This window comes from Breoghania sp. L-A4, assembly GCF_003432385.1.
GTDB lineage: Bacteria > Pseudomonadota > Alphaproteobacteria > Rhizobiales > Stappiaceae > Breoghania.
This window is the reverse complement of sequence record NZ_CP031841.1, coordinates 148,811-165,060: the sequence shown is the minus strand read 5'-3', so window position 1 is coordinate 165,060 and position 16,250 is coordinate 148,811. Positions and strand designations below refer to the sequence as shown.

Here is a 16,250-nt window from a genome sequence, read left to right as displayed (position 1 = left end):
GATGAGCCTGCCAATCACCACGACGCTCGCCTGTCTTCTGGCGCTCTTGTTCTTCGTCATGTCGGCCCGCGTCATCCAGCTGCGCTTCAAGCACAGGGTGTCGTTTGGCGACGGCGGGGTAACCCAGCTGGGCCGCGCCATCCGCGGGCACGCCAATCTCGCCGAATACGCGCCGTTCTATCTGGTGCTGTCGGCTCTCGCGGAGGCGCAGGGCGCGGGCTTCTGGCCGCTGGCGGTCACAGGCATCGCCTTCGGGCTCGGCCGCACTGCGCACGGCCTCTGCTTCGCCTTCATGGACAAGAGCCAGATGTTTCGCACCGGCGGCATGCTGCTGTCGCTTGCGGGCCTGTTCGCCGTCACGCTGATCGCGGCATCGACGCTGCTGGGGTGAGACACTTGCGGAGCAAGGCGCCATCCTTCGAGACGGCGCTTATGCGCCTCCTCAGGATGAGGCGCGCCGTGTTGATCGTTGCGAGATACATCAACACGATAACGTCATCCTGAGGAGCCCGCGCAAGCGGGCGTCTCGAAGGATCGGCGCCTTGCCAATACGCTTTAACCGTTGGCGATATACTGGCCGCCGTTGATGGTCATCACCGCGCCGGTCATGAAGGCGGCGGCGTCGGATGCGAGATAGGTGACGGTGGCGGCGATCTCTTCCGGGTGACCCAGACGGCCCACCGGAATGCCAGCGACGATCTTCTCCAGCACCTTCTCCGGCATGACCGCGACCATATCGGTGTTGATGTAGCCCGGACAGATGGCGTTCACCGTGATGCCCTTGAAGGCGTTTTCCTGCGCCAAGGCCTTGGTGAAGCCGATCACACCGGCCTTGGCGGCGGAATAGTTGCTCTGGCCCATCTGGCCCTTCTGGCCATTGATCGACGAGATGTTGATGATCCGGCCGGATCCGCGCGCCCGCATGCCCTCGATCACCGGACGGGTCATGGTGAACATGCTGTCGAGATTGGTCGACAGCACCGCCCGCCATTGGTCGAAATCCATCTTGTGGAACATGCCGTCGCGGGTGATGCCGGCGTTGTTGACCAGCACCTCGACCGGGCCGAGCTCGCCTTCCACCTTGGCGATGCCGGCGGCGCATTCGTCGGGATGCGCCACGTCCCACTTGTAGACGTGGATGCCGGTATCCGCCTTGAAGGCGGCCGCCGCCTCGTCATTTCCGTGATAGGTGGCGGCGACGGTGTAGCCCGCGTCCTTCAGTCCGCGCGCGATCGCCTCGCCGATGCCGCGCGTGCCGCCGGTAACCAGTGCAACAGATCCCATGATAGTTCCCCGTGACGTCTGTGCGCGCAGCGCGGTCAACGCTTCTGTGTGACGGCTGCGCGCGTGTCGTTTTTGAAAAATGAGCGTGTGGCGATCTTGCTGCCGCCTTTGTGGCGGAGGCGCGCGGCCCCCGCCTTGATCTTCCGCAAGGGTATCAGGCGCGCTCGACGCACATGGCAACGCCCATGCCGCCGCCGATGCACAGCGTGGCCAGACCCTTCTTGGCGTCACGACGGCCCATCTCGTGCAGAAGCGTTACCAGCACGCGGGTGCCCGACGCGCCGATCGGATGGCCGATGGCGATCGCGCCGCCGTTGACGTTGACGATATCCGCATTCCAGCCCATGTCCTTGTTGACCGCGCAAGCCTGGGCGGCGAAGGCCTCGTTTGCCTCCACGAGATCCAGATCCTCGATCTTCCAGCCGGCCTTCTCCAGCGCCTTGCGCGAGGCGGGAATCGGGCCCGTGCCCATGATCTTCGGATCCACGCCCGCGGTCGCCCAGGACGCGATCCGCGCCAGCGGCGTCAGCCCGCGCCTTTTCGCTTCCGCGGCGCTCATCAGCACCACGGCCGCCGCGCCATCGTTGATGCCCGACGCATTGGCCGCCGTCACCGTGCCGTCCTTGTCAAAGGCCGGGCGCAGCTTGGTCATGCTTTCCAGCGTCGCGCCGTGACGGATGTATTCGTCATCCTCGACGATCCGGTCGCCCTTGCGCTCCTTGATCGTGATCGGAACGATCTCTTCCTTGAATTTCCCGGCCTTCTGCGCCGCTTCCGCCTTGTTCTGCGAGGCGAGCGCGAAGGCGTCCTGCTGCTCGCGGGTGATCTGGAACGCGCTGGCGACATTCTCCGCCGTGATGCCCATGTGATAACCATTGAAGGCGTCCCACAGGCCGTCCTTGATCATCGTGTCGATCATCTTGAAGTCGCCCATCTTGTAGCCGTTGCGCATATGCGCGCAGTGGGCGGACAGCGACATGCTCTCCTGGCCGCCGGCGACGATGACGGAGGCGTCGCCACTGGCGATCTGCTGCATGCCCAAGGCCACGGTGCGCAGGCCCGAGCCGCAGACCTGGTTGATCACCAGCGCCGTGGCGCTATCGGGAATGCCCGCGCCGATCGCCGCCTGGCGGGCCGTGTTCTGGCCCTGGCCGGCGGTCAGCACCTGACCGAAAATGACCTCGTCCACATCCGCCGCATCGACCTTGGCGCGCTCGAGCGCCTCCTTGATCACCGCCGCGCCCAGTTCATGCGCCGGGGTGTTGGCGAAGGCACCATTGAACGATCCGACGGCTGTACGCGTCGCGCTGACAATGACGATATCGGATGTGTCGCTCATAGAGTGGATCTCCCTTGACGGACCGGCCGGTCGACCCTCTTTCGGGTCGCCCGCCGCGTCCTGATTGACCGTGCCGCTTGCCGGGATGCGCCCCGGGCCGCGTAGCCGCTTGTTGCTCAACAATGCCGCGTGCGGCCCTCTCGCACGTGCACACTAATGCCGCCCCGCCCGTCCTGCCATTGGTCAATGTGACCCAAAGCCCATGCCCGCGGCGGGCGCGACGATCCGGCGCGAACGCGTCGCCACCGTCGAATACAGCCGCTGCCCCGGATCAAGTCAACTGGAGGTGCGCAAATTTCACCGCGCCGCAGCAAGGCGCGCCGGGCTCATGCCCCAGGGCCGTTGCGCCCCTGGGGCCGGAACGCGGCAAAATTTTCGCCGCGATGCAACAGGCAAAGCAACGAACAAAAAAAGCAGTGGTGATTTTCGCAAATAATGCCTTATCGTGGTTGTCAGGGGAAACAGGACGTGACCCAGAACAGATAAGATAGTGGCCGTCCATGCACGCCGGATCCGGCGTGCGCAATGTGGTTGAAGATATGACAAAAAAAGACGAACCGACAACCATCAAGAAATACGCCAACCGGCGTCTCTACAATACGGGCACCAGCACTTACGTGACGCTTGAAGACCTCGCGGACATGGTCAAGCAGGGCGAGAGCTTCGTCGTTTACGACGCGAAGTCCGGCGACGACATTACCCGCTCGGTGCTCACGCAGATCATCTTCGAGCAGGAGGCCAAGGGGCAGAATCTTCTTCCCGTCGAGTTCCTGCGCCAGTTGATCGGTTTCTACGGCAATTCGATGCAGAACATCGTGCCCAGCTTTCTGGAGTTTTCCATCTCCACGCTGACCAAGGACCAGGAAAAGCTGCGCGAGCAGATGTCCCAAACGATCGGCACGACGACCTTTGGCGCGATCGAGGATCAGGTGCGCCGCAACACGGAAATGTTCGAACGCGCCATGCGCATGTTCTCGCCGTTTGCAACCGGGGAAGACGCGGACGACGGGGAGAGCAAGACGGCGGCGGCATCCAGACCGGCGTCCGACAAGGATCTCGGCGACCTGAAACAGCAGCTGGCCGACATGCAGAAGAAAATCGAGGCCCTGGCCCGCGACAAGGACTGACCCGCGGCCAGCCTTGGCCCGCGGCCCACCGCGAGACCCAGGACCCAGTAACCGACAGCCTGGCGGTTCATGCCGCTGATCTCAGTCAAGCGTGTGGCGGTGCCGCAGCACGATCACAAGCCGGCGTTTACTGGGTCCCTGCTTTCGCAGGGAGGACATTGCAGAGGGGGTGGAAGGACCGAGGACACGGCGCTTTGTCGCGGCACTCTCAGCGCCGCCGCGCCCCATCCATCACAATGTCACTCCGGTCTGCCGTCATCCGACCTTGCTCAGCCCACGTCGGCGGTAAGCCCGAGCGCCTCGATGGCGGAGACGGCGATCGCCTCGTCGTTGTCGGACGTATCGCCCGTGACGCCGACCGCGCCGATGATCTCGCCCGAGGCGTCGCGCACCAACACACCGCCGGGAACCGGCACGATCATGCCGCCGGACGCGCCATTCAACGCCTGGATGAAATGCGGCCGGGTCTGGGCGTTGGCGTCCAGCCAGCGCGAACCGGCGCCCACTGACAGCGCGCCGAACGCCTTGCCGTTTGCGATCTGCGGACGCAGGATCGAGGAGCCATCCTGGCGCGCAAGCGCCACCGCGTGGCCGCCGGCGTCTAGAACGACAACCGTCATGGGCTTCAATCCAAGCTCGGCGGCCTTGGCCAGGGCGCCCGAGACGATCGTCTGCGCGCTATCCAGTGTCAGTTTGGTCATGAGTTTTTCGCCCTTTCGCGATGAGAATCCGCTCCGGATCGCCGGTGATGGAGCGACTTTTCGCCGGCGAGCGGTTGTGTCGCCGCGCGGCGCAATGGAATCCGGGACCGGTTCAACTGTTTGTCCCGGTGGTGCTCTGGATAGCAGAGCCGGTTTCTGCGACAAAGCGGCGGGCTTGAAAAACAGCCCGTCGAAAACGAACAACACTGTGTGCGTGAGGACGTCAATGGCGCGTAATTTTCATCTTCCCGGCCGCTCTCCGGTCCATGCCCGCAAGGCGATGGCAGCAACCTCGCATCCGCTGGCCACCGAGGCGGCGCTGCAGGCGATGCGCCAGGGCGGCAACGCCGTCGACGGTGCTCTCGCCGCACTGGCCGTGCAATGCGTGGTCGAGCCGCACATGACCGGCATCGGCGGCGACTGCTTCGCCATCGTCGCTGAGCCCGACGGCGCCATCCACGGCCTGAACGGTTCGGGACGCGCCGCCAGCGCCGCCACGCCGGAGGCCCTGATGGCTCTGGGCCTCAAGACCATCGCAGAGGACTCTATTCACGCGGTCACCGTGCCCGGCGCCATCAAGGCCTGGGAGACGCTGCTGGAAAGCCACGGCAGCTGGTCGATGACACAGGTCCTGGAAGCCGCCATCGACTACGCCGAGAACGGCTTTCCGGTCGCTGCCCGCGTTGCCTCCGACTGGGCCGGTCTGGTGAATGTCCTGGCGCGCGACGAAGGAGCTGCCAGACATTACCTCGCCGACGGCGCCGCGCCGAAGGTCGGCTCCGTGCACAAGCTGCCGGCGCTGGCGAACACCCTGCGCGCCATCGCGCAAGGCGGCGCCGAGGCGTTTTACACCGGCGAGATCGGCGAGGAAATCGCCGCCACCGTGCGGGCCAAGGGTGGCCTGCTGAGCGCCGGGGACGTCGCCGCCGTCGACGTGACCACGGTCGCGCCGATTTCCACCGACTATCGCGGCGTGACGCTCACTGAACTGCCGCCCAACGGCCACGGCGTCACCGCGCTGGTGATCATGAACATTCTGGAGAATTTCGACTTCTCCGGCATGAACCCGCTGGGCCCGGAGCGCTTCCATCTGGAAATGGAAGCCGCGCGCATCGCTTATTCGATCCGCGACCTCTATGTCGCAGACCCCGACGCCATGACCATGCCGCTCGAGAAGCTCGTCTCCAAGGACTATGCGGCGCGGCTCGCGGCGCGCATCGATCCCAACGCCCGCGTCACCGATCTCGCCAGCCACGGGCTGTCGCCGGATTCCGACACCGTCTATCTGACCGTCGTGGACCCGCAGGGCCGCTCGGTGTCGCTGATCAACTCGCTGTACCGGGGTTTTGGCGTCGGCGTCTGCACGCCGAAATCCGGCATCATGCTGCAGAACCGCGGCGCCTGCTTCCGGCTGGAGCCGGGCCATCCCAACTGCATCGGACCGCGCAAGCGGCCGCTGCACACCATCATCCCGGCGCTCGCGTCCAAGGACGGCGCGCCCTGGATTTCCTTCGGCGTGATGGGCGGCGGCTACCAGCCCTGCGGCCACGCGCATGTGCTGGGCAACATCGTCGATTTCGGCATGGACGTGCAGCAGGCCATTGACATGCCGCGCATGTTCTTCGACGAGCGGACCCACGTGCTGCAGGTGGAGCAGGGGGTGTCCCAGCCGACGCGGGCGGGTCTCGAGGCGCTCGGCCACCGGCTCGACGAGGCGGTTCTGCCCCTGGGCGGCAGCCAGGCGATCATGATCGATCGCGAGAACGGCGTGCTGGTCGGCGGCTCGGATCCGCGCAAGGACGGCTGCGCGCTGGGCTGGTAGGGCCCGGACGGCGGAAAGAAGGAAGCGCTTCGCCTCAGGCGGAGCGCTTCAGGATGCTGCCGGTGGGAAAATGGATGGTCGAGCGCGCGGCGGCCGCGTAGGCGGCGGTGGAGACGTCGGGCTCTGCGCGGCGGCGCGCGCGCGTCTGCGGCATGCCTTCATAAGTGGCGATCAGCTGTGTGATGAAGGCGGCGTCGCCATAGACAGGGCCCATTCGCGGACCCGCCTGCTCGCGCCGGGCGGCCGGCTCGCGCAGCACCACCGCGCGCGCGGTCCTGGCGGCAGTCTCAGGCGCCTCGGAAGCAGCCTCCGCATCGGCCGAATTGCGTGATCCGCGCGCGGACGCGCTTGCCGGATCGACGCGGCGCTTGCCGTGCCGCCGTCCTGCCGTGCTCGCCCCAGCCGGATATCCGGCCCCTGATACGGGTGCGATCATCACTCGGGCCTCCTGTCGCGCCTGTCCCGATGCGGGACGTGTTTGTGTCTCCTTTGACAGACGCAGCAAACAGAATGCCAGATTGTAACCTTTTGTTAACCTTTTGATTCGGGACGCGCGCGGAATCGCGAAAAACTGCGGTTTCAGCGTCTGAATCGTCTGGGGAAAAGCGGCGGCATTGCGGCCGGGGGTCCGGGTGGCTGGCACGGGGGCCCGTCAGGGGCCGGATTCGGGACACAACCGGCTTCAGGCCGCCCGAATTGAAACGGTCGGCCCTGGCGGCGCGTCAGGCGCCGCGAACTGACTCAAAAATCATTCAAGACGCGCTCAAGTCCATCGTAGGCCGACGCGGTCGTGTCTTAATTCCGAGATGGACTTGAGGCCCTTTGACTCACATATGGCCGTTGGGGCCGAAGGCCACATCGCGACGCGCGCCGTGGATCGTCACGGTAAAGCCGGCGATGAGATCGACCAGCGAAATCACCAGCAGCAGGAAAAACACCGAACTGGCGGCCGCCGGCACGATCAGGAATTCGACCAGATAGATGGCGAAGACCAGCGCCGAGAGAATGTGATCGAGCACGCTGGTGGAGCCCACCCGGGTCGCCTTGACGATCTCGATGAACAGAAACACCAGTCCGGACAGGATCATGAGGTCGCCCAGCAGCATGGTCCAGCGGGCGCCGGAGGCCAGTTGCGCGGTCATGACCGGCAAGGTCCATGGATCGCCGGGGAAGTTGCCGACAAGGCCATAGGCAATGATGTTGTAGACCAGCAGCGGCGCCACGGTCAGCGGAATGTTGACGAGAAACGGCATCGGAGCCTCGCTCAAATTGTGCGAATGAATAAGACGCTGCGGATCCAGTTCCCGCGAATGCGCCCCGATTCGTACGCACTCGGGCACCGCCGCGTCAACCAGCCAACACAAAAAGGCCGGCGCTGGCGCCGGCCTTTGAAATCAACACCTTGAATCGCGCGGGCGAACCCGCGCGCAAACAGCCTCAGACGCTGCTCTTCGGCTCAAGGATCTGGCGGCCGCGATACATGCCGCTCTTCAGATCGATGTGGTGCGGACGGCGAAGCTCGCCGGAATCCTTGTCTTCAACATACGCCTGCTGATTCAGCGCATCGGCGGAACGGCGAAAACCGCGCTTCATGCGCGAGGTCTTCCTCTTGGGAACGGCCATGGTCGTGTCTCCGTGATCAAAGTCCGGCGATCCGGACCGGGGCGGGCCTCCCGGGTGATCCCGGAGAACGCTACGCCTGAATTTCAGAATGGGCGGGGTTATACAGGCAACGATTGGCTTTTGCCAGCCCGGCAACCGATGTTTTTTCGCATTTCGATCTTATTGCACGAGTCCATGAACTAACCCTTCTCAAGCGCCAGACAATCGACCGGCACCTGCGCCGGAGTGGCCCGGCCGCGAATGGTCCGGGCGTGCGCGGAATGGCGCTTCGAGGGGTTCGCGGGGTTGCGCAGGATCGGGTTGGGAAGCGCGGTGGCAAGCCGCGCGGCCTCGCTGCGCGAGAGCTCGGAGGCGGACTTGCCGAAATGCCGCCGCGCGGCGGCTTCCGCGCCAAAGACACCATCACCCCATTCCGCGACATTGAGATACAGCTCCAGGATCCGCCGTTTCGACAGCACCAGGTCGATCCACAACGCCAGCGGGATCTCCAGCCCCTTGCGCAGGTAGCTGCGGCCCGGCCAGAGAAAAAGGTTCTTGGCGAGCTGCATGGTGATGGTGGACGCGCCGCGCGGCCGCTCGCCGTCCTCCAGCTTCGACAGCTGATCCTCCAACGCCTCCCAGTCGACGCCGGGATGGCTGCAAAAGCGCGCGTCCTCGGACGCCACGACGGCGCGAACCAGCGTCGGTGAGATTCCGTCGAGCGGCGTCCAGATGCGCTCGACCTTCTGCAAGGTGACCAGCCGCGCCATCATCGGTGCGGACATCGCCGGCAGGAACGCATAGGCCACCGTGAGCACCAGCGGCGCCAGGCACAGGAACACGCCGATGCGCAGGGCGATGCGCGTCAGGCGCCAAACCTTGCGCCGGCGTGCCGCCGATCCTGCCGTCTTTCCGCGTGCCGTCGCCATATCCTGCCCGGGTTGTCTGCGTCCCAAACGCGGACGCGGATGATGAGGTTGCATGCCGCGCACCTCTCCTACAGCGCCGCGCCACCGCTCGGCAACGCTCAATAGACATCATGCGCGGAGACGACGCCACCACCTCCGCCGTGCTTGACCTTGCCGCACGCATGGGGCAAGCCGGATCGGCATGGGCGATCGCGTACCCATGCGGACCACCCATTCCGGCGCCATGGGAAAGCGGTTTCGCTCTCCCGCCATGATGGCGCGTCACAGGACAGTTTGCCCAATTGATGCAGGATTTCTCCCAACGGCTGACGCAGGTGGCGGCAGCGACCCAGAGCACGCTGGAGGCGCTTCTCGACGACAGCCCGCGCCACGGTGAAATCGCCCGCCCGGACCGTCTGATGCGCGCGATGCGGCATGCGGCGCTCGGCGGGGGCAAGCGCCTGCGGCCCTTTCTGCTCGTCGAGAGCGCGCGGCTGTTCGGCCGCGAGGATCCCGGCGTGCTGCGCGCCGCGGCGGCGCTCGAATGCCTGCATTGCTACAGCCTGGCGCACGACGACCTGCCCGCCATGGACGACGACGCGCTGCGCCGCGGCCAGCCGACCGTGCATGTCGCCTTTGACGAGGCGACCGCGATTCTCGCCGGCGACGCGCTGCTCACCTACGCCTTCGATATCCTCGCCGATCCGCTGACCGACGCCGATCCCGCCCTGCGCGCCGAACTGACGCTTGAGCTGGCGCGCGCCGCGGGCCCCGGCGGCATGGCCGGCGGCCAGATGTTCGATCTGCAAAACGAAGGCAAGGCGCTCGACGAGCCGGAGATCCGGCGGCTGCAATCGATGAAGACCGGCGCGCTGATCCGCTTCGCGGCGTGGGCCGGCGCCCGCATGGCCGGCGCGGAGGAGACCGAACTTGGCCGGATCACCCGGTTCGGCGAGATCATCGGGCTGGCGTTCCAGCTCGCCGATGACCTGCTGGATGTGGAAGGCGACGCCGCGACGCTCGGCAAGGCGGCGGGAAAGGACGCAGACCGCGGCAAGGCGACGCTCGTGGCGCTCAAGGGCGTCGACTGGACCCGCGCCACATTGCGCGATCTTGTCGACGAGGCGGACGGATTGCTCGCGGATTTCGGCTCACGCGCGGACATCCTGCGCCAGGCGGCGCGTTTCGTCGCCGAACGCGCCAGCTAGCGTATCGGGCCCGGCAGCGGCAACCGGCTCACAAATGACGCCCGAGAGCGCTTTCTAGCCGCCGTCGGCGGCGCACGCGGCTGGCGTTGCGGCCTTCGCTGACGCCGCCCCGCTGCCGCGGAGCTCGGCTTCCGCCTGAACCCGGCGCGCCAGGCGATTGATCAGATCGGCCGCGATCTCGCCGGCCGGCATCGGGCGTCCGTACAGGAAGCCCTGGATGTTGTCGCAGTCGAGCCGCGCCATGAAGGCCGCCTGTTCGGGCGTCTCGACGCCCTCCGCCGTGACCTGCATCTTCAGCGAATGGCCCAGCGACACGATGGTCGAGAGAATGCTTTCGACATTTTCATCCGTGCCGTCGAACGCCTGCATGAAGCTGCGGTCGATCTTGATCTTGTCGAACGGGAACCGCCACAGATACCCCAGGCTCGAATATCCGGTTCCGAAATCATCCATGACGATGCTGACGCCAAGCTGCTTGAGAGCGCGCAATTGCCTCATCACGCTCTCCGCATCCTTCATCAGCAACCCTTCGGTGATTTCCAGCTCGAGCCGGGCGGCCGGCAGGCCGGTATCCTTGAGCACACCGGCGACGATACCGGGCACGTCGTCCTTGGCGAACTGCGCCGGCGAGAGATTGACGGCCACCACATGGTCCTCCGGCCAGGTCATCGCCGTTTCGCACGCCTTGCGCAGCACCCAGGCGCCAATCCTCGGAATCAGCCCCATGTTCTCCGCCAGCGGGATGAACTCCGCGGGCGATACGAAGGCCCCGCCGTCGTCGGGCAGGCGCAACAGAGCCTCGAAGCCCGTGACCAGGCTGCCATCGGAGTTGACCACCGGCTGGAAGTGCAACTGAAAGCTCTCTTCCTGCGTCGCCCGCTTGAGGCGGGCCTCCAGATCGCGCCGCGACTGCAGCTCCTCGTTCATGGTGGCGCGGAAGAAGGCAAAGCCGTTGCGGCCACTGGTCTTCACATAGTAAAGCGCCAGGTCGGCGCGCCGCAGCAACTCGTCGGGCGTGTGAGCGTCGCGCGGCGCAATGGCGCTACCGACACTCAACGTGATCGACAGGTCATGACCGTCGAGCACATAGGGTTCGCTCAGCGCCGCCACCAGCCGGTCGGCGACCGCCGTGGCCTGTCCGCCCGCGGTGATGCCGCGTTGCGCCACGACGAACTCGTCGCCACCGAACCGGCCGACCAGGTCGCCGGGCCGGATGGTCTCGCGGGCGCGCTGGGCGAACGCGCGGATCAGCGCGTCGCCAACGCCGTGGCCAAGCGAATCGTTGATGTCCTTGAAGTGATCGAGATCGATGTAATGCACCGCGATGCTTTCGCCTTGCACGCGAGCCTCTTCGATGGCGGCCTGAAGCTGCTCCACGAAGGCCGAACGGTTCAGCACCAGGGTCATCGGGTCGTGATGTGCGAGAAAGTGCAGCCGTTCGTCGCTCTTGCTCTTCTGGCGGTTGCGGAACAGGAAGGCGCCGTAGGGCAGAGCGAAGGCCAACGCCGCAATTCCGGTGAGCCAGACACCCATCCACGCAAGGTCGCGCGTGAAATGACCGGCCTTTTCGGTCTGGTCCACATAGACCTCGATGATCGCGACGGTGCGGTCGCCATCCATCACCGGCAGATAGGTTTCCGCATAGAGCTCGGGACGGTCCGGCGGCGTTCCCGTCTCCACGGATGTATGCGGAATTCCGTTGGCCACGACAGCCGCGGCCTTGGCGTTGTGCTCCGCCAGGGCGGTCGCGCCTTCGGGATTGGTGTCCACGCCGCCCGGATTGTCGATGGCGTCGGAAACCAGCCTGAGACGGCCTTCGGTGTCGAAGACCTTGAAGCGGAACACCCGGCCGATGCTTCGCACGGTGCGGATGAATTCCTGGCTGTGGTCGCTCGGCGTCTCCCCGCGCGCAATCTGCTCCAGATCGTCGAGACGGAGCGAATAGGCCTGCGCCCACTCGAGCGCCGCCTCTTCCGCGTCATGCTCTACCCAATGGCTGACCGTATGGTTGACCACGACATAGGAAAGCAAGATCAGAACCGACCCAATGAAGAGCAGCGATACAATCAGCCGGAATTCGGCGTTGCGCAGGCATTTCCACATAGTTCGCTCCGGAACATTCCGTTCCACCTAAGCGACAAACGGTTAAAAAAATAAGTAAATGCAACACTATAGTTATTTTTACGGACATAAAGGCGACCGTCAGCGGGCGCCTCTGCGGAAGCAACAAAACTGTTCTGAAACTGCGCCCTATCGCTCGGGCGCCAGCGCCTGCAAATGGTCTTGAGCAATCTGTTTTGCGTGCTGCATGCTGTCGGCGAACAGCAGCCGCTGCCCGTCGCGCTCGAACCCCATCTGCCTGAGAATGGCGCGGGGCTGTTTCTGGATATTGCTGGCGATCACCAGGGTGCCGTTGTCGGTACACCGGCGCACGAATGTCTCGAGCGCGCCGACGCCGGTTGAATCGATCAGCGGCACCTCGCCCATGCGCAAGATGAACACGCGCGGCGGCCGGCCGATGGAATCCAGCATGTCGCCAAGCCGCGAAGCCGCGCCGAAAAACAGCGGTCCGCGAAGCTTGAACACCTCGACACCCTTCGGCAGCGCGATACGCTGGTCCGGCGCGCCATTGGCGCCCGGCTCGAAATCGTCGATATCCTCATCGATCCATTCGACGCCCAGCGTGACGGCTGCGACTTCCGCCATCCTGTGCATGAAGACAATCGCCGCCAGCACCACGCCCACCTCGATGGCGACCGTCAGATCGACCATCACCGTGAGCCCGAACGTGACCAGCAGGATCAGCCGGTCGCCAAGTGGCGCGGTCATCAGATGACGGAACTTGTCGATCTCGCTCATGTTCCAGGCGACGATCACCAGAACCGCCGCCAGGCTCGCCAGCGGAATGGCGTCCGCCAGCGGCGCGAGAAACACCATGAAGGCGAGAATGAACACCGCGTGCAGCATGCCCGCGACCGGCGAGCGCGCGCCGGTCTTGACGTTGGTGGCCGTGCGGGCGATGGCGCCGGTCGCGGGCATGCCGCCGAACAGCGCGGACGCGGCGTTGGCGATTCCCTGCGCCACCAGCTCGCAGTTGGAGCGATGGCGGCGGCCTGTCATGCCATCGGCGACCACGGCCGACAGCAGGCTTTCGACGCCGGCGAGAAAGGCGATCGTGAAGGCGCTGGGGATCAACTCCGCGATGCGGGCCGCATCGATCCGCGGCATTTCCGGCCATGGCAAGGACTGCGGGATGCCGCCAAAACGCGTTCCGATGGTGTCGACCGGAAGGTTGAACAGCCACACGGCGAGCGACGCGCCCGCGACCGCGATCAGGAATGCGGGAAACCGCGGCGCGTAGCGGCGCAGCAGGATAATCGCGGCCAGCGCCGACAGCGCGATGACCAGATTGACCGGCGACAGCGTGTCGCGCGCCTCCCAGAAGGCGGCCCACTTGTCGAAGAACTCCGCCGGCACGGTCTCCATGTCCAGACCGAAGAGATCCTTGATCTGGCTGGAGAAGATGATCACCGCGATACCGGCGGTGAATCCGGTGACCACCGGTTCGGGGATGTATTTGATCCAGGTTCCGAAACGAAACAGGCCAGCGGCAATGAGCATCAGTCCGGCCATCAGGGTGGCCAGCACCAGCCCGTCGTAGCCGTACTGGGCGATGACGTTGAAGACGACAACGACGAAGGCGCCGGTGGGGCCGCCGATCTGAAAGCGGCTGCCGCCGAAGGCGGAGATAAGAAAGCCCGCCACCACCGCCGTCAGCAGACCCTTGTCCGGTGTCGCACCCGAGGCGATCGCCAGCGCCATGGCCAGCGGCAGGGCGACGATGGCCACCGTCAGCCCCGCGATCAGGTCCGCGCGGAAATGCGCGACGCCGTAGCCTTCGCGCAGCACGGTGACAAGCTTGGGAATGTAAAGGCGCCAGGCGGGCGTGGCACGATGCGGCATGGGCGGAAGGATCCTCGGGCTGGATCGTCGGCACCAGTGTCGGCGGTCGTTGGTGCCGGCGGTCGTTGCCCCAATCGACCGGCGGCGCATGTCCGGCGGCACGGGACGCGTCGCGGCGATCGCAGAATCACCGGCGCGGCTCGATGCCATCCATTGTTACAGTGTGCAATGCCGCAAGGCCAAGGGGCGCGACGCCCTGTCGCAGGGACTACGCCTCGCCGTGGTGGCGGCCGAAGTCCGGCTCGTCGGTTTCCTGGCCCGCCTCGATGATCGAGCGGCGGATGCCGCGGGTGCGGGTGAAGAGATCGAACAGCGCCTGCCCGTCGCCCCAGCGGATGGCGCGCTGAACGGCGGAGAGGTCCTCGGAAAACCGCGACAGCATCTCCAGAATCGCATCCTTGTTGTGCAGGCAGACGTCGCGCCACATGGTCGGGTCGGACGCCGCCAGACGGGTGAAATCGCGAAAACCCGAGGCCGAGTACTTGATGACCTCGGATTTGGTCACGGTTTGCAGATCATCCGCGGTGCCGACGATGTTGTAGGCGATGATGTGCGGCAGATGCGAGGTGATGGCCAGCACCAGATCGTGGTGATCGGGATCCATCACGTCGATGTTGGAGCCGCAGCCGCGCCAGAAGGCGGAGAGCTTTTCCTGGGCGGCGGGATCGGTGCCCTCCACCGGTGTGAGAATGCACCAGCGGTTCTCGAACAGCGCGGCAAAGCCGGCGTCGGGCCCGGAATATTCCGTGCCGGCGATCGGGTGGCCCGGGATGAAATGCACGTTTGCGGGCAAATGCGGCTGCATCTGCGCCACGACGGAGGCCTTGGTGGAGCCCACGTCGGTGACAATCGCGCCGGGCGCGAGCGCCGGCGCGATCCATTTCGCCACGGCCGCCGACGCACCGACGGGAACGCAGAGGATCACGAGGTCCGCCCCTTCCACCGCCTCGGCGGCATCGAGGCAATAGCGGTCGCCCAGCGCCAGTTCCTCGGCGCGCGCCAGCGTCTGGGGCGACCGTGTGGAGATGACGATCTCGCCCGCCAGCCCCTCGCGCCGCACGACGCGTGCAAGCGAGGAGCCGATCAGGCCGATGCCGATCAGGGTGAGACGGCGAAACAGGGGGTCGGACATGGACTGCTGCTTTTGCTTGCGGCGTTGTTACTTGCCGAGGAACTCCGCCAGACTGGCCACCACGACCCGGTTGGCTTCTTCGGACCCGATCGTCATGCGCAGGGCGTTGGGCAGGCCATAATTCTCCACCCTCCGCAGCACGCAGCCGCGCTCGAGCAGCCAGTCATCCGCATCCGCCGCGCGCTTGCCGTCCTCGTCGGGGAAGTGGATCAACACGAAATTGCCGACGCTGGGGGTGACGGTGAGACCCAGCTTTTCCATCTCCGCGGTGACCCAGGCGAGCCACTGGCCATTGTGCTTGACGGCAGCCTCCACGAAGGCCTTGTCGGCGACGGCGGCGCTGCCCGCGGCGATCGCCGCGCCGGTGACGTTGAACGGCCCGCGAATGCGGTTGAGCGCGTCGATGACGTGATCCGGCGCGTAGCACCAGCCGAGCCGCACGCCCGCCAGCCCGTAGATTTTCGAGAACGTGCGCGTCATCACGACGTTTTCCGACGTCGCCACCAGCTCGATGCCGGCCTCGTAGTCATTGCGGCGGACGTATTCCGCATAGGCCGCGTCGAGCACCAGAAGCACATGCGCGGGCAGGCCCGCATGCAACCGCTTCACCTCGTCAAACGGGATATAGGTGCCGGTCGGATTGTTGGGATTGGCGATGAACACCATGCGCGTGCGCGGCGTCACAGCCGCGAGGATCGCATCCACATCCGTCGCAAGATCCTTTTCCGGCGCGATCACCGGCAGCGCACCCGCCGCCCGGATGGCGATCGGATAGACCAGGAACCCGTGCTCGGTGTAGATCGCCTCGTCTCCCTCGCGCAGATAGGCGTAGGCGAGCAGGCTCAGGATCTCGTCGGAGCCGGCGCCGCAGACGATGCGCTCGGGATCCAGGCCATGCGCCTTGCCGATCGCGGCGCGCAGCGCGGTCGAGGCGCCGTCGGGATAAAGCTCCAGCGATTGGGCAAGGCCGGCATAGGCCTCGATGGCCCTGGGGCTCGTGCCCAGCGGCGTCTCGTTGGACGACAGCTTGTAGGTCTTGCCGCCGCCGGTGCCCTTGTGCTTGCCTGGAACGTAGGGCGCGATCTCGAGAACGCCCGGACGCGGGGTGGGGCGCCGAGCGCCGGCTGCATCGTCAATCGTCGTCATGTCGCATTGTCTCCAGGG

15 protein-coding genes are annotated in these 16,250 nt (G+C 65.6%); 4 read left to right on the top strand and 11 right to left on the bottom strand.

The features are described 5' to 3' along the window. Nucleotide 1 precedes the first annotated feature (1 nt). Nucleotides 2-391, top strand: a complete 390-nt coding sequence (locus D1F64_RS00785; protein ID WP_117410860.1) for an MAPEG family protein — start codon at nucleotides 2-4, stop codon at nucleotides 389-391. A 164-nt stretch (nucleotides 392-555) separates the two neighbouring features. Here the strand turns inward: D1F64_RS00785 and phbB are convergent, their stop codons facing one another. Together phbB and D1F64_RS00775 are read right to left on the bottom strand one after the other, a co-directional pair. Continuing rightward, entirely contained in the window at nucleotides 556-1,284 is a 729-nt protein-coding gene (phbB, locus tag D1F64_RS00780) for an acetoacetyl-CoA reductase (protein ID WP_117410859.1), read from the bottom strand. Nucleotides 1,285-1,438: 154 nt separating this feature from the next. Continuing rightward, nucleotides 1,439-2,623 carry an acetyl-CoA C-acetyltransferase gene (locus D1F64_RS00775; RefSeq protein ID WP_117410858.1) on the bottom strand — a complete coding sequence of 395 codons (1,185 nt, stop codon included), beginning with the start codon at nucleotides 2,621-2,623 and terminating at the stop codon, nucleotides 1,439-1,441. 539 nt (nucleotides 2,624-3,162) lie between these two features. Here D1F64_RS00775 and phaR point away from each other — a divergent pair. Next, the gene (gene phaR / locus D1F64_RS00770) at nucleotides 3,163-3,750 is read left to right on the top strand and encodes a polyhydroxyalkanoate synthesis repressor PhaR (RefSeq protein ID WP_117414324.1); all 588 of its coding nucleotides are present in this window, start codon (nucleotides 3,163-3,165) and stop codon (nucleotides 3,748-3,750) included. A gap of 269 nt (nucleotides 3,751-4,019) precedes the next feature. Here phaR and D1F64_RS00765 read toward each other — a convergent pair whose 3' ends face one another. Next, entirely contained in the window at nucleotides 4,020-4,451 is a 432-nt protein-coding gene (locus tag D1F64_RS00765) for a heme-binding protein (protein ID WP_117410857.1), read from the bottom strand. Between the two features lie 226 nt (nucleotides 4,452-4,677). Between D1F64_RS00765 and ggt the strand changes: the two genes are divergently transcribed. Then, nucleotides 4,678-6,273: a gamma-glutamyltransferase gene (ggt, locus tag D1F64_RS00760; protein ID WP_117410856.1), complete on the top strand. Its 1,596-nt coding sequence runs from the start codon at nucleotides 4,678-4,680 to the stop codon at nucleotides 6,271-6,273. Nucleotides 6,274-6,307: 34 nt separating this feature from the next. Here ggt and D1F64_RS00755 read toward each other — a convergent pair whose 3' ends face one another. The 4 genes from D1F64_RS00755 to mtgA all read right to left on the bottom strand — a co-directional run bounded on the left by D1F64_RS00755 (nucleotide 6,308) and on the right by mtgA (nucleotide 8,804). Continuing rightward, on the bottom strand, nucleotides 6,308-6,709 hold the full coding sequence (locus tag D1F64_RS00755) for a hypothetical protein (RefSeq protein ID WP_117410855.1): 402 nt from the start codon (nucleotides 6,707-6,709) through the stop codon (nucleotides 6,308-6,310). Between the two features lie 391 nt (nucleotides 6,710-7,100). Beyond that, nucleotides 7,101-7,526 carry a hypothetical protein gene (locus tag D1F64_RS00750; RefSeq protein WP_117410854.1) on the bottom strand — a complete coding sequence of 142 codons (426 nt, stop codon included), beginning with the start codon at nucleotides 7,524-7,526 and terminating at the stop codon, nucleotides 7,101-7,103. 184 nt (nucleotides 7,527-7,710) lie between these two features. Beyond that, nucleotides 7,711-7,896: a 50S ribosomal protein L32 gene (gene rpmF / locus D1F64_RS00745; RefSeq protein ID WP_117410853.1), complete on the bottom strand. Its 186-nt coding sequence runs from the start codon at nucleotides 7,894-7,896 to the stop codon at nucleotides 7,711-7,713. 179 nt (nucleotides 7,897-8,075) lie between these two features. Further along, on the bottom strand, nucleotides 8,076-8,804 hold the full coding sequence (gene mtgA, locus D1F64_RS00740; protein WP_117410852.1) for a monofunctional biosynthetic peptidoglycan transglycosylase: 729 nt from the start codon (nucleotides 8,802-8,804) through the stop codon (nucleotides 8,076-8,078). A gap of 284 nt (nucleotides 8,805-9,088) precedes the next feature. Here mtgA and D1F64_RS00735 point away from each other — a divergent pair, with 284 nt between their 5' ends. Beyond that, on the top strand, nucleotides 9,089-9,991 hold the full coding sequence (locus D1F64_RS00735) for a polyprenyl synthetase family protein (RefSeq protein ID WP_117410851.1): 903 nt from the start codon (nucleotides 9,089-9,091) through the stop codon (nucleotides 9,989-9,991). A gap of 54 nt (nucleotides 9,992-10,045) precedes the next feature. On the opposite strand, the gene D1F64_RS00730 is transcribed toward D1F64_RS00735, so the two are convergent. The 4 genes from D1F64_RS00730 to hisC form a co-directional block, all read right to left on the bottom strand. Further along, nucleotides 10,046-12,094, bottom strand: coding sequence for a bifunctional diguanylate cyclase/phosphodiesterase (locus D1F64_RS00730; protein WP_117410850.1), 2,049 nt, complete (start codon nucleotides 12,092-12,094; stop codon nucleotides 10,046-10,048). A 147-nt stretch (nucleotides 12,095-12,241) separates the two neighbouring features. After that, nucleotides 12,242-13,954 carry a sulfate permease gene (gene sulP, locus D1F64_RS00725; protein ID WP_117410849.1) on the bottom strand — a complete coding sequence of 571 codons (1,713 nt, stop codon included), beginning with the start codon at nucleotides 13,952-13,954 and terminating at the stop codon, nucleotides 12,242-12,244. Nucleotides 13,955-14,162: 208 nt separating this feature from the next. After that, nucleotides 14,163-15,086 (bottom strand): prephenate/arogenate dehydrogenase family protein, encoded by a 924-nt coding sequence (locus D1F64_RS00720; protein WP_117410848.1) that lies wholly within the window; start codon nucleotides 15,084-15,086, stop codon nucleotides 14,163-14,165. A 27-nt stretch (nucleotides 15,087-15,113) separates the two neighbouring features. After that, complete coding sequence (hisC, locus tag D1F64_RS00715; protein ID WP_117410847.1) at nucleotides 15,114-16,232, bottom strand: histidinol-phosphate transaminase; 1,119 nt, start codon at nucleotides 16,230-16,232, stop codon at nucleotides 15,114-15,116. Nucleotides 16,233-16,250: the final 18 nt, after the last annotated feature.

What these genes read in the sequence shown, in the direction of transcription:
- D1F64_RS00785 (WP_117410860.1), top strand. Translation starts at nt 2, where the DNA reads ATGAGCCTGCCAATCACCACGACGCTCGCCTGTCTTCTGGCGCTCTTG.
- phbB (WP_117410859.1), bottom strand. Translation starts at nt 1,284, where the DNA reads ATGGGATCTGTTGCACTGGTTACCGGCGGCACGCGCGGCATCGGCGAG.
- D1F64_RS00775 (WP_117410858.1), bottom strand. Translation starts at nt 2,623, where the DNA reads ATGAGCGACACATCCGATATCGTCATTGTCAGCGCGACGCGTACAGCC.
- phaR (WP_117414324.1), top strand. Translation starts at nt 3,163, where the DNA reads ATGACAAAAAAAGACGAACCGACAACCATCAAGAAATACGCCAACCGG.
- D1F64_RS00765 (WP_117410857.1), bottom strand. Translation starts at nt 4,451, where the DNA reads ATGACCAAACTGACACTGGATAGCGCGCAGACGATCGTCTCGGGCGCC.
- ggt (WP_117410856.1), top strand. Translation starts at nt 4,678, where the DNA reads ATGGCGCGTAATTTTCATCTTCCCGGCCGCTCTCCGGTCCATGCCCGC.
- D1F64_RS00755 (WP_117410855.1), bottom strand. Translation starts at nt 6,709, where the DNA reads ATGATCGCACCCGTATCAGGGGCCGGATATCCGGCTGGGGCGAGCACG.
- D1F64_RS00750 (WP_117410854.1), bottom strand. Translation starts at nt 7,526, where the DNA reads ATGCCGTTTCTCGTCAACATTCCGCTGACCGTGGCGCCGCTGCTGGTC.
- rpmF (WP_117410853.1), bottom strand. Translation starts at nt 7,896, where the DNA reads ATGGCCGTTCCCAAGAGGAAGACCTCGCGCATGAAGCGCGGTTTTCGC.
- mtgA (WP_117410852.1), bottom strand. Translation starts at nt 8,804, where the DNA reads ATGGCGACGGCACGCGGAAAGACGGCAGGATCGGCGGCACGCCGGCGC.
- D1F64_RS00735 (WP_117410851.1), top strand. Translation starts at nt 9,089, where the DNA reads ATGCAGGATTTCTCCCAACGGCTGACGCAGGTGGCGGCAGCGACCCAG.
- D1F64_RS00730 (WP_117410850.1), bottom strand. Translation starts at nt 12,094, where the DNA reads ATGTGGAAATGCCTGCGCAACGCCGAATTCCGGCTGATTGTATCGCTG.
- sulP (WP_117410849.1), bottom strand. Translation starts at nt 13,954, where the DNA reads ATGCCGCATCGTGCCACGCCCGCCTGGCGCCTTTACATTCCCAAGCTT.
- D1F64_RS00720 (WP_117410848.1), bottom strand. Translation starts at nt 15,086, where the DNA reads ATGTCCGACCCCCTGTTTCGCCGTCTCACCCTGATCGGCATCGGCCTG.
- hisC (WP_117410847.1), bottom strand. Translation starts at nt 16,232, where the DNA reads ATGACGACGATTGACGATGCAGCCGGCGCTCGGCGCCCCACCCCGCGT.